General features: G+C 75.2%; 12 protein-coding genes. 3 read left to right on the plus strand and 9 right to left on the minus strand.

What is annotated here, in order from left to right:
- Positions 1-103: 103 nt before the first annotated feature.
- Together PKE99_RS17235 and PKE99_RS17240 are read left to right on the plus strand one after the other, a co-directional pair.
- Positions 104-637 carry a DUF1097 domain-containing protein gene (locus PKE99_RS17235; RefSeq protein ID WP_037045596.1) on the plus strand — a complete coding sequence of 178 codons (534 nt, stop codon included), beginning with the start codon at positions 104-106 and terminating at the stop codon, positions 635-637.
- 237 nt (positions 638-874) lie between these two features.
- A complete protein-coding gene (locus PKE99_RS17240) occupies positions 875-1,876 on the plus strand; it encodes a hypothetical protein (protein WP_156067574.1) in 1,002 nt (333 codons plus the stop codon).
- Here the strand turns inward: PKE99_RS17240 and PKE99_RS17245 are convergent, their stop codons facing one another.
- Positions 1,877-3,022, minus strand: a complete 1,146-nt coding sequence (locus PKE99_RS17245) for a carboxylate-amine ligase (RefSeq protein ID WP_051737404.1) — start codon at positions 3,020-3,022, stop codon at positions 1,877-1,879.
- A gap of 209 nt (positions 3,023-3,231) precedes the next feature.
- Here PKE99_RS17245 and PKE99_RS17250 point away from each other — a divergent pair, with 209 nt between their 5' ends.
- Entirely contained in the window at positions 3,232-3,402 is a 171-nt protein-coding gene (locus PKE99_RS17250) for a hypothetical protein (RefSeq protein ID WP_156067576.1), read from the plus strand.
- Here the strand turns inward: PKE99_RS17250 and PKE99_RS17255 are convergent.
- From PKE99_RS17255 to PKE99_RS17290, 8 genes are all read right to left on the minus strand, one after another.
- Positions 3,389-4,561 carry an RtcB family protein gene (locus tag PKE99_RS17255; protein WP_037045602.1) on the minus strand — a complete coding sequence of 391 codons (1,173 nt, stop codon included), beginning with the start codon at positions 4,559-4,561 and terminating at the stop codon, positions 3,389-3,391. The two genes, PKE99_RS17250 and PKE99_RS17255, sit on opposite strands and share 14 nt — an antisense overlap.
- 41 nt (positions 4,562-4,602) lie before the next feature.
- Positions 4,603-5,682, minus strand: a complete 1,080-nt coding sequence (locus PKE99_RS17260) for a glycerate kinase (RefSeq protein ID WP_197040615.1) — start codon at positions 5,680-5,682, stop codon at positions 4,603-4,605.
- The gene (gene gcl, locus PKE99_RS17265; protein WP_037045603.1) at positions 5,679-7,442 is read right to left on the minus strand and encodes a glyoxylate carboligase; all 1,764 of its coding nucleotides are present in this window, start codon (positions 7,440-7,442) and stop codon (positions 5,679-5,681) included. Before gcl ends, PKE99_RS17260 begins: the two co-directional genes overlap by 4 nt.
- The gene (locus PKE99_RS17270) at positions 7,439-8,368 is read right to left on the minus strand and encodes a 2-hydroxy-3-oxopropionate reductase (protein WP_037045605.1); all 930 of its coding nucleotides are present in this window, start codon (positions 8,366-8,368) and stop codon (positions 7,439-7,441) included. Before PKE99_RS17270 ends, gcl begins: the two co-directional genes overlap by 4 nt.
- Complete coding sequence (locus tag PKE99_RS17275; protein ID WP_037045607.1) at positions 8,365-9,141, minus strand: hydroxypyruvate isomerase family protein; 777 nt, start codon at positions 9,139-9,141, stop codon at positions 8,365-8,367. The genes PKE99_RS17270 and PKE99_RS17275 overlap by 4 nt, the downstream gene beginning before the upstream one ends.
- A gap of 170 nt (positions 9,142-9,311) precedes the next feature.
- Positions 9,312-10,259, minus strand: coding sequence for an allantoicase (gene alc, locus PKE99_RS17280; RefSeq protein ID WP_051737405.1), 948 nt, complete (start codon positions 10,257-10,259; stop codon positions 9,312-9,314).
- Complete coding sequence (allB, locus tag PKE99_RS17285; RefSeq protein WP_037045609.1) at positions 10,259-11,557, minus strand: allantoinase AllB; 1,299 nt, start codon at positions 11,555-11,557, stop codon at positions 10,259-10,261. The genes alc and allB overlap by 1 nt, the downstream gene beginning before the upstream one ends.
- Positions 11,554-11,919, minus strand: a complete 366-nt coding sequence (locus tag PKE99_RS17290; protein WP_037045611.1) for an allophanate hydrolase-related protein — start codon at positions 11,917-11,919, stop codon at positions 11,554-11,556. The genes allB and PKE99_RS17290 overlap by 4 nt, the downstream gene beginning before the upstream one ends.
- Positions 11,920-11,938: the final 19 nt, after the last annotated feature.

Here is an 11,938-nt window from a genome sequence, read left to right on the forward strand (position 1 = left end):
GCGGCACCGACCCGCGATCACTCTTCACTCGTCCGTTCGGACCGTCGCCCGCCGTCCGGTGGTGTGTCGTCGTGCTCGTCGAGCTTTACGAGGAGATTCCGGTATGAGGCTGCCCGTCGCCCTTGCTCTGGTGATCGGTGTGATCGGTGCGGTGATCACGTACCTGTACGTGGGTCCGCTGGGAGGGCTGGGACTGATGGTCCCGGCGACGTTCATCGGCGCGGCGAGCTACTTCGCCGCCGGTGGGGACAGGGCCGCGCTGACGAGGTCGGTGCCGGCCAACGTGTGGGGCATCGTGTGCGGCACGGTGACCCTGGTCCTGCTCGGGCTCGCCACGAGCCCGGTCGTGGTCGGGGTGATCGTCGGCGGGCTCACCGCCGTGTTCATCCTGGGCGCGCTGGTGCCGGCGCTGGGGTTCGTGCCGGGCTCGGTGTTCGGCTTCGCCACGACCGTGATGTTCGGCCTGCTCACCGGGGCCTCCGGCACGGACTTCGCGCTGCCGACCGGCCCGTTCACGGTCATGCTGATCTCGTTCCTGGTCGGCGGCGCCTTCGGGTACGTGAGCAGCGTGCTGGCCGGGAAGCTCGTCGCGAAGCCGGCGGCGACCGGCGCGCCGGAGGCCGCGGCCGCGTCCTGATCCCGGGGTGACGGTGGGCCGTCCGACCGCTCGGACCGGACGGCTCCACCGGGCCACCACCTCGACCCGCACCGCGTCGTCGGCACCATGCTTGCCGGCCGGGACCGGCGACGCGCCCGGCCGCGGCGATCAGCCGAGCACAGGTTGATCGCCGCGGTCGGCCCCTGTCAATTCAGAGGCCTGTCAGTTCAGGGCCGGTGCCCGCTCCCCGGGCACGGTCCCGTCTCGTTCCACCGCGTGCAGGACGGCGATCATGTCCTCGCCGCCGAGGCCGCGGTCCGCGGCGGTACCGAAGAGCTGCAGGCAGGCGGCGCCGCGCCGAAGGAGGCGGCAGCCGCGCTGTCGGTCGACGGGCTCGCCGTGCTCGTCCTGGCCGACCGGCACGCCGAGCGCGGCGAGCCCGACCGGGCCACCGCCCTGCTCGACGCCGCCCGGCCCGCGGTGGAGGCGGTCGACGACCCGTGGGGCACCGCGCTCGACGACCTGGTGCACGCCCGCGTGCGGCTGGCGGCCGGGCGCCCCGACGAGGCCCAGGCCCGGGCGGCGGCGGCCCTCGCGGTCTTCGAATCGTTGCCCGACGCGGCCGGGCGGATGCGCGCCCTGGAGGTGCTCGGCTACCTCGACGAGGTGGCGGGCGACCTCACCGGGGCCGTCCGCCGCTACGGCGATGCGCTGCTCCTGGCCGTGCAGGGCGGCTGGCCGCACGCCCAGTGCCACCTCTCGGTGCGCCTCGGCAGCGTCACCGACCTGCTCGGCGACCACGCCGCCGGGAGGCAGCGACTGGCCGAGGCGACGGCTCTCGCCCGCCGGGTCGCGTCGCCGTCGCTGCTGGCGTGGGCGGGCAACACCCTCGCGCTCGCCGACGCCCGGGCCGGCGACCGGGCCGCGGCGGAGCGGGGGCACCGGCAGGCCCTGGGCTGGTACCGGTACGCGGGCTCGGTCGCGGGGATCGCGATGACGGCCGCCGCACTGGCCCGCGTCTCGACGCCCGCCCGGGCCGCGGCCCTGCTCGACCAGGCCGAACGCGCAGCCGTCGCGACGCGGGACCCGCGGGCGGTCGCCTACGTCGTGGAGGGGCGGGCGCTCACCGCCCGCACGGACGAGCGCGCCCGGCACTTCGTCGCGCTGGCCCGGCGGCTGCGCACCGAGGCGGGCCGGCCGCGCGTGCCCGGCGAGCAGCCGGACCTGGACCGCCTGGAGGAACGCCTCCGGGACTGCCCCGGACCGGGCGACCGGTAGTCAGCCCGCGGCCGCACTGGGGGGCCCGTCCGGCAGGGCGTCGAGCACGACCGCCCGCAGGTCGCCGGTCGAGCGGAAGATCGCGCGCTGCCGGTCGGCGCCCGTGCCGCGGCGCAGGACGGCGTCGAGGAGGTCGGAGACGAGCGGGAGGTCCCCCGCGTCGTCGAGGGCCCCCCGGACGTGGGCGACGAGCCGGTCGAGCACGGTCCGCGCCGGGGCCGGTCTCCACGTCAGGGGATCGACCAGGTCCGCGGCGACGCCGGACCGCGCCGCCCGCCAGGACGCGAGCCGGAGCACCTCGGTGCGGACGGGATCGGGGGCGGTCCCGGCACGCCACTCGCGGACGGCGGTCTCGACGAGGGCCCGGGTGAGCGCTGCGACGAGCACGGCGTCGTCGGGCTCGCGGCAGACGTCCGCCACGCGGATCTCGACCGTGGGGTGGTGGGCCGAGACCCGGGCGTCGAAGTAGAGCATGGCCGGGTCGAGCAGGGTGCCGGTGCCGAGCATGGTGTCGGCGAGGGCCCGGTACCCGGCCGCCGAGCCGAAGGGGGCGTACGGGCCCGCGGAGGGCCAGCGCGCCCAGACCTGCGCCCGGTAGCCCGCGTAGCCGGTGTCGGCGCCGGCCCAGAAGGGCGAGTTCACCGACAGCGCCAGCAACGGCGCCAGCCACGGCCGGACCCGGTCGAGCGCGGCGACCGCCTCCTCGTCGTCGGCGACGCCCACGTGCACGTGGCAGCCGCACGTCAGCTGCTCACGGCCGATGAGGCCGAAGCGCTCGACCATCCGCCGGTACCGCTCGTTCGGTGACGTCGTGGGCTCGACGTCGAGGGGATAGGTGGCCAACGGCACCACGCCGACCCCGATCGCCTCGGCCGCCGACTGTGCGGCGGCGCGCGTGCGGCGGATCTCGTCCGCGAGGTGGCCGAGGTCGCGGCAGGGGTCGGTGCCGGTCTCGAGCTGCTCGCGTTGCAGCTCGGCGCAGAGGGTGTCGGCCTCGGGCCCGGCCGACCGCAGGATGCTGGTCGCGACCGCGCGGGCCCGCCCGGTCACCGGGTCGACGAGCAGGAACTCCTCCTCGACACCGACCGTGCGGGGTCCGGTCCGCGCGGTCCCGGTCGCGGTGCGCGTCTCCGTCGGGTGCGCCATCCGTCCGCCCTCCGTCGTCTCGGCGACGCGGGCCCTCCCGGACCGGCGCCGCGCCGGTGCAACGGCTGGTCCCTCAACCGTTCTCGACGTACCCACACCGGCTGCGCGGCAATCCGGACCGCTGACAGCGCGTCGCCGGGATGCCAGGCTCGGCGACGTGTGACGGCGCTGCTGTCGAAGGTGCGCGCCGTGCTCTCGGCCGGCAGGGCGTGCGGCTCGTGCTGCCGGAGGGCGGGCTGATCGACTCGGCGGTCGCGGCCGAGGCGGCGCACCGGGCCGACGCGGCGGCCGCCCGCGGCGACCGGCCCGAGGCGTGGTCGCACGACGGCACCGGCCGGCGGGCCGCGGAGGGGGGCGGTCCGCCGGTCAGTCACCCTTGACGTTGACGATCTGGCGCAGGGTGTGGCGGACCTCGACGAGGTCGGCGGCGTCGGCCATCACCACGTCGATGTCCTTGTACGCGGCGGGGATCTCGTCGAGGAACGCGGCGTCCCGGCGGTACTCGATGCCGACCATCGCCTTGTCCATGTCCTCGAGCGTGAACGTCCGCCGGGCCGCCCGGCGGGCGTAGGCGCGGCCGGCGCCGTGCGGGCTGCTCGCGAAGCTCGCCGGGTCGCCCTTGCCGGTCACGACGTAGCTCGCGGTGCCCATCGAGCCGGGGATCAGGCCCGGGCGGCCCGCGTCGGCGCGGATCGCGCCCTTGCGGGACAACCAGACGTCCTGCCCGAGGTGGTGCTCGCGGGCGGTGAAGTTGTGGTGGCAGTTGATCCGCTCCCGCTCCTCGACCTCCGCGCCGAGGAACCGGCCGAGGAGCTCGAGGAAGCGGTCCATCATCTCCTCGCGGTTGGCCAGCGCGAAGTGCTGCGCCCACTCCAGGTCGCGGACGTACGCGTCGAACTCCGGGGTGCCCTCGCCGAGGTGGGCGAGGTCCCGGTCCGGCAGCCGGACACCCTGCTCGCGGCACCGGTCCTGCGCGACCCGGATGTGGTGGCCCGCGATCTTGTTGCCGATCCCGCGCGAGCCGGAGTGCAGGAAGAGCCAGAGCGTGCCGTCCTCGTCCGCGGTGAGCTCGATGAAGTGGTTGCCGCTGCCGAGGCTGCCCAGCTGGAGCTCCCAGCCCACCCGGGTGAGTCCCTCGTAGAAGGGCAGCCGGTCACCGGCCTCCTCGGCCAGGGCCGCGACGCGCGGGGCCGCGGTGGTGCCGACCGTGCGGTTGTAGTGCCCGGCGCTGAGCGGGATCCGCTTCTCCACCGAGCGCCGCAGGTCACCGAGGGCCCGGCCGCCCAGGTCGTCGCGAATGAACTGGGTACGGACGGCGATCATCCCGCAGCCGATGTCCACCCCCACGGCGGCGGGCATGATCGCCCCGACGGTCGGGATGACCGAGCCGACGGTCGCGCCCGCGCCGAGGTGGGCGTCGGGCATGAGGGCCAGGTACGGCTGCACGAACGGCATCGCGGCCGTCCGCTCCGCCTGCGCGAGCGTGGCCGGCTCGAGGATCGAGGCCCAGCTGTAGAGCTTGTCGTTGATCTTCTGCACGGGGTCCTCCCGTCCGGGGCGTTCCCCGTCCGGGCCGGATCTCACGCGAGCCGGGCCCCGATCCGGCGCAGCAGCGCGCCCGCCTCGGTGAGGCACCGTTCCGGGTCGAGGTCGGCGAGGGCGTGCGCCTCGCGAATGCCGGCAGCGGTGAGCTCCGCGGCCGACACCTCGCACCGCCCACATACGGCGACCACGGGCACCCCGGCCACTCGCGCCGCCGCGGCGACCCCGGCGGGGGCCTTGCCGTGCAACGTCTGCGCGTCCAGGGCCCCCTCCCCGGTGACGACGAGTGCGGCACCGGCGAGGTACTCGGCGAACCCCACCAGCTCCAGCACGACCTCGATCCCCGGACGCCGTCGGGCACCGAGCACCGCCAGGGCGGCGAACCCGACCCCGCCCGCGGCCCCGGCGCCGGGGACGTCAGGTGAGCTGCCGACCAGCCGGCCCCAGTGGGCGAGGCCCGCCTCCAGCGCGGCGACCTCCCGCGGACCCGCCCCCTTCTGCGGGCCGTAGACCGCGGCGGCGCCATCCGGGCCGAGGAGCGGGTTGTCGACGTCGCAGGCCAGCACGAGCTCCACCGACCGCAGCCGGGGGTCCAGCGAGGTGAGGTCCAGGCGCGCCGCGCGGGTGAGCGCGGCCCCGCCGTCGGGCACCGGATCGCCCGCGGCGTCGAGGATCCGGGCGCCGAGGGCGGCGAGCAGGCCCGCGCCGCCGTCCGTGCACGCGCTACCGCCGACGCCGAGCACGATCGTGTCGACGCCCGCGTCGAGCGCCGCGGCGACGAGCTCGCCGGTCCCGCGGCTGGTCGCGCCCAGCGGGTCCGGCCCGTCCGGCAGCAGGGCGAGCCCCGACGCCGCCGCCAGCTCGACGACCGCGACGCCGTCGCGCACCGCGACCGCGGACTCCACCGGCTTGCCGGTCGGCCCGCACACCGTCACGGGCACCCGGGCGAACCCGGCGGCGAGGGCGGCCTCCAGGGTGCCCTCGCCGCCGTCGGCCACCGGCAGCTCGCGGGCCTCGCGCCCGGCCGCGCGGAGGCCGGCGGCCAGGTGGGCCGCGGCCTCCGCCGCCGTGAGCGTGCCCTTGAACTTGTCCGGCGCGACCAGCACGAACCCGCTCACGGGAGCGGGATGGTCGCCGTCGGGGCGTGCTCGCGCGCGGTGGCGAGCTCCTCGAACTCGGTGATCGCGTCGATGTCCTGCCCCATCGCGATGTTCGTGACCCGCTCCAGCACGACCTCGACGACCACCGGCACCCGGTGCAGCCGGGCCAGCTCCTGCGCGCGGGCGAACGCGCCGGGGAGGTCGGCCGGGTCCGTCACGCGGATCGCGTTGCAGCCCAGGCCCTCGGCGACCTTGACGTGGTCGACGCCGTACTTGTCCAGCTCCGGCGAGTGGATGTTGTCGAAGCCGAGCTGCACGCAGTAGTCCATGTCGAACCCGCGCTGCGCCTGCCGGATCAGCCCGAGGTAGGAGTTGTTCACGACGACGTGCACGTACGGCAGGCTGAACTGCGCGCCGACCGCCAGCTCCTCGATCATGAACTGGAAGTCGTAGTCGCCGGAGAGCGCGACGACGGTCGCGTCGGGGTCCGCGACCCGCACCCCGAGCGCCGCCGGGACGGTCCACCCGAGCGGCCCCGCCTGCCCGCAGTTGATCCAGTGCCGCGGCCGCTGGACGTGCAGGAACTGTGCGCCCGCGATCTGGCTCAGCCCGATCGTGCTGACGTACCGGGTGTCCGGGCCGAACGCCTTGTTCATCTCCTCGTACACCCGGTGCGGCTTGATCGGGACGTCGTCGAAGTGCGTCCGGCGCTGGAGGGTCCCCTTGCGCCCCACGCACTCCCGCACCCACGCGGCGCGGTCCGGCAGCGCCCGCTCCCGCGCCGCGCCGAGCATCCGGCGGAGGAACGCGCCGGCGTCGGACACGACCCCGTAGTCCGGGGCGAACACCCGCCCGATCTGGGTGGGCTCGACGTCGACGTGCACGAACCGCCGCCCGCGCCGGTAGACCTCCAGCCCGCCGGTGTGCCGGTTCGCCCACCGGTTCCCGATGCCCAGCACCAGGTCGGAGGCGAGCAGCGTGGCGTTGCCGTAGCGGTGCGAGGTCTGCAGCCCGGCCATGCCGGCCATCAGCGGGTGGTCGTCCGGGATCGCGCCCCAGCCCATCAAGGTGGGGATGACGGGGATGTCGAGCAGTTCGGCCAGCTCGACGAGCTCGGTGCAGGCGTCGGCGTTGACGATGCCGCCGCCGGCCACGATCACCGGCCGCTCGGCCGTCGCGAGCAGGTCGAGGACCTTCTCGGCCTGCGCGCGGGTCGCCTCGGGCCGGTGCACCGGGAGCCGGCTGTAGGTGTCCGGGTCGAACTCGATCTCCGCCTGCTGGACGTCGATCGGCAGGTCCAGCAGCACCGGCCCCGGCCGGCCGGACCGCATGAGGTGGAAGGCCTGCGCGAGGGCACCGGGCACCTGGGCGGGCTCCCGGACGGTCATCGCCAGCTTCGTGACGGGCGCGGCGATCGCCGCGATGTCGACCGCCTGGAAGTCCTCCTTGTGCAGCTTCGCGACCGGCGCCTGTCCGGTGATCGCGAGGATCGGGACGGAGTCGGCCATCGCGGAGTACAGGCCCGTGATCATGTCGGTGCCCGCCGGCCCGGAGGTGCCCACGCAGACGCCGATGTTGCCGGCCCTCGCGCGGGTGTAGCCCTCGGCCATGTGCGAGGCGCCCTCGACGTGCCGGGCGAGGACGTGGGTGAGCGTGCCGTCCTTGCGCACGGCGTCGTAGAACGGGTTGATCGCCGCCCCGGGCAGGCCGAACAGGTGCGTGACGCCCTCCGCCCGCAGGATCGCGACGGCGGCGTCGACGGCGCGCATCCGGGTCATGACCGCGCCCTCCCGTCCGCCTGGCCCCGCCCGGACAGCTCCTCGACCTGCAGCAGCAGCGCGCTGTGGTCGAGCCCCCCGTGCCCCTGCGCCCGCAGCGACCCGACGAGCTGGGCGACGTGCGCGCCCAGCGGGATCGCGACGCCGGCCTCCCGCGCCGAGGCGGTGACGATGCCGAGGTCCTTGTGGTGCAGGTCGATCCGGAAGCCGGGGGCGAAGGTGCGGGCGCGCATGGTGGTGCCCTTCCGGTCGAGCACCGTGCTGCCGGCGAGGCCGCCGCCGAGCACCGCGAGCGCGGACTCGGTGTCCACGCCGTGCGCCTCGAGGAACACGAGCGCCTCGGCGACGAGCTGGATGTTGCCCGCGACGATCAGCTGGTTGGCCGCCTTCACGGTCTGGCCCGCGCCGGAGGGTCCGACGTGGACCACGGTCTTCCCGACGACGTCGAGGAACGGCCGGGCCGCCGCCACGTCGTCGGGCTCCCCGCCGACCATGATCGACAGAATGCCCTCGACCGCGGCGGGCTCGCCGCCGCTGACCGGGGCGTCGACCGGGCGGATGCCGCGCTCGCGCTCGGCGTCGGCGATCCGGCGGGCGACGTCCGGGCGGATGGTGGAGCAGTCGATGTGCAGGGTGCCGGGCTTGGCGTGGGCGAGGATGCCGTCCTCGCCGAAGACCAGCGCCTCGACGTCCGGGCTGTCCGGGACCATGGTGATCACGACGTCGGCCTCGCGGACCGCGTCCGCGGTGTCGGTGGCGGCGCGCCCGCCGCGCTCGACCAGGACGTCGACGGCGAGCCGGGACAGGTTGTGGCCCACGACGTCGTGGCCGGCCCGCACGAGGTGCGCGGCCATCGGGCCGCCCATGATGCCGAGGCCGATGAAGGCGATCGTGGTGTTCCGTGTGGTCTTTTCCGGCGTGCTCATGCGGAGTCCTCCAGCCACGCGAAGTCGGGTCGCGTCGGCACGTATTCGAGTGCGGTGCGGCCGGAGTAGCCGGCCTTCCGCAGGGCGTCGAGCAGGTGGTCGAAGTCCAGATCGCCGGTGCCGGGCTCGTGGCGGCCCGGGGCGTCGGCGAGCTGGACGTGGGCGATGCGGTCGCCGTACCGCGCGATCACGGCGTCGAGGTCCTCGCCGTTGACCGCGAGGTGGTAGAGGTCGGCGAGCAGGCCCACGTTGGGCGCACCGACCCGGTCGAGGACGGCGACGGCCTGTGCGGCGGTGCGGATCGGGTAGCGGTCGGCGCCGCTCAACGGCTCGACGACGACGGTCGCGCCGATCCCCTCGGCCTCCTTCGCGGCGTGCGCGAGGTTCTCGGCGGCGAGCTCGTCCTGGCCGGTCCGCCCGTCGATCCGGTTGCCGTACAGGGCGTTGAAGATGCGGGTGCCGAGCCGCTCGCCCAGCCCGACGGCCACGGCGACGGAGTCGCGGAACTCCGGCTCGCGGCCGGGCCAGGAGACGAGCCCGCGGTCGCCGGCGGGCATGTCACCGGCCGCGAAGTTGAGTCCGACGAGCTGCACGCCGGCGTCGGAGATCGCCCGCGCGAAGCGGTCGACCTCGGCGTCCGGGGGCGCGGCAGTGGGGAAGGGCCACCAGAACTCGACGGCGTCGAACCCGGCGTCGGCGGCCGCGCGCGGCCGGTCGAGCAGGGGCAGGTCGGTGAGCACGATCGAACAGTTGAGGGCATGACGGAACGTCACGAGAACTCCTCCGAGACGTTCGCATTATGGAACCATAATGCGATTTCGGGCGCCTCGGGAGCGCATTATGGAACCATAATGCGTTCTGAGGCGGGTTCTGGAAGCGTTATGGAACCATAATGCGATCCTCCGGGGGGCCGGAAGTGTGATGGAGCCATACCGCGGTCGGTTCAGTGGGCGGCGTGCCAGCGGGTCCGGAGGGACTCGCGGCCGGCATCGGTGGGGGTGCCCCACAGGCGTACTCGCGAGAGGCCGCCGTCGGGGTGGATGTCGAGGCGTACCTCGGTGACGGCCGGGCGGTCGGCGAGCACGAACCGGTGCCGGGTGTCGGGCTGCAGCGGGGTGTACAGCAGGTCCTGCCAGTCCCCGTCGCCGGTCCTGCCGCGCAGGACGGCCGCACCCGGGGCGTTGTACAGGAAGTACGAGGTGTCGATCTCGGCGACGGCGATCCGGCCCTCGGTCCCCAGACCGAGCTCGACCCAGTCGTTGCCGGCGTCGCGGCGCCGCGCGGTCTCCCAGCCCTCGCCCATGGAGCGGGCCGGTCCGGGCAGCAGCAGGTTGTGCGGGCTGCTGTAGAAACGGTTAGACACGTCGCGCACGTGCCCGCCGTTCTCGATCGCGGCCAGGTCCACGGTGCCGAGCACGTCGAGCAGCGCCGGGTCCGGCAGGGCCTCGCCGTGCACGCGCAGCCGGGCCACGCCGCCGTCGGGCACGATCCGCAGCCGCACGTGCGTGACACGCCGGTCGCTGTGCACGTCGAAGGCGTTCTCCGAGTCCCCCTTGAGCGGCGAGAGCGGGACGAGCTCGAACCAGGTGCTCCCGTCCGCGGACCCGTCCACCGCGCCCTCCGGCGGGTAGTTGCCGGTGAACCAGGTCGTGTCGACCACGATCCGCCGGACGACGCCGGGCGCGCCGAGCCGGACCACGGCCTCGTCGTGCCCGGGCGAGCGGCGCCGGCGGGTCTCCCAGCCGTCGTAGACCTTGCCGCGGTGCCCGAACGTGGTCGGGTCGAACACCGGCGGGCCGGGGACGATCAGGTTCTCCTTGGCCGCGAACGACTCGTCGGTCGCCGAGACCACGGCGCCGCCGAGGGTGCGCAGCGCGAGGTCCGGGTGCATCAGGTGTCTCCTCTGCCGATCAGCCGGCCCGCGGGCCGGTCGGGGTCCACCCGCTCGCCGCGCAGCCAGGTGCCGCGGACGACGCCGTGCAGCGTGCGGCCGGCGTACGGGGTGGTGGGGTGGCGGTGGGCGAGCGTGCCCACCGCGAAGGTCTCGTCGGGGGCGACCACCGCGAGGTCGGCCGCGGCCCCCGGGGCGATGCGGCCCTTGTGGCGCAGGCCGACGAGGTCGGCCGGGGCCGTCGCCATCCGGGCGACGACGTCGGCGAACGTCCAGCCGCGCCGGCGCGCCTCCGTCCACACCACGGGCAGCCCGATCTGCAGCGACGCGATGCCGCCCCAGGCCGACCCGAAGTCGCCGGTGCCCTTGAGCTCGGGCGTGGCGGGGGAGTGGTCGCTGACGACCATGTCGATCACCCCGTCGGCCAGTCCCTGCCAGAGCGCGTCCCGGTTGGTCTCCTCGCGGACCGGGGGGCAGCACTTGAAGCGGGTGTCGCCGTCGGGCACCTCCTCGGCGGTCAGCGCGAGGTAGTGCGGGCAGGTCTCGACGGTGACCCGGACGCCGTCCGCGCGGGCCTGCGCGAGCAGCGGCAGCGCGTCGGCCGAGGACAGGTGCACCACGTGCACCCGCGCGTCCGTCTCGCGGGCCATCCGGACCAGGCCGGCGATCGCCGAGTCCTCCGCGGCGCGGGGCCGGGAGGCGAGGAAGTCCCGGTAGCGACGGCCGTGGGCCTCGCCGACCAGGGCTCCGTCCTCGGCGTGGGCGAGCAGCAGGCCGTCGAACGAGGCCAGCTCGCGCATCGCCTGACGTGGGTCCGGCAGGGCCGGGAACTCGGGGACGCCGCTGTCGAGCAGGAAGCACTTCACCCCGAACACGCCGGCCTCGTGCAGCGCGCGCAGCTCCCGCTCGTTGCCCGGGATCGCACCGCCCCAGAACCCGACGTCGATCGCGCACCGCCCGTCGGCCGCCTTGCGCTTGACCTCCAGCGCCGGGACGTCGACGGTCGGCGGCAGAGCGTTGAGCGGCATGTCGACCAGCGTCGTGACGCCGCCGGCCGCGGCCGCCCGGGTGGCGGAGGCGAACCCCTCCCACTCGGTGCGGCCGGGCTCGTTGACGTGCACGTGCGTGTCGACGAGGCCGGGGATCAGCACCTCGTCCGCGCCGAGGACGATCTCGGCGGCGTCGACCGCGGCGTCCCGGTCCAGGACCGCGGCGATGCGCCCGTCCTCGACCAGCACGGCCGTCGGGCGTTCGGCCCCGTCGACCACGGCGCGGGCCGCGCGGAAGACCGTCCTCACGACGCCCCCCGGTAGGCCCGCCAGCTCGCCAGCTCCGAGATGTCGGTCCGGGGCGCGGGGTGGTCGGCGCGCAGCACCATGGCGAGCGACCCGGAGCCGTCGGCCAGCTCGACCACGCCGAGCTCCAGCCCGTCGGGCTCGCCGGGCAGCAGCACCTCGCGGAGCTGCGCGTACGTCATCTCGTAGACCTCGCCCTCGACCGCGGCGTCGCCGCCCTCCTCGAGGGCCGGGTACCGGCCGTCGACGGCGTGGAAGCGATAGCGCGGCGCGGTCCGGGTGTGGGCGACCAGCGGCGCGTCGCCGACGAGGTGGTGGTCGGCCCCGCCGGACATGGCGGTGCCGTTGAGGAACATGCGCGGCATGCCGGCTCCTCTCGTGAGC

The organism is Pseudonocardia halophobica (assembly GCF_027922425.1).
In the GTDB taxonomy this organism is placed as follows: domain Bacteria; phylum Actinomycetota; class Actinomycetes; order Mycobacteriales; family Pseudonocardiaceae; genus Pseudonocardia; species Pseudonocardia halophobica.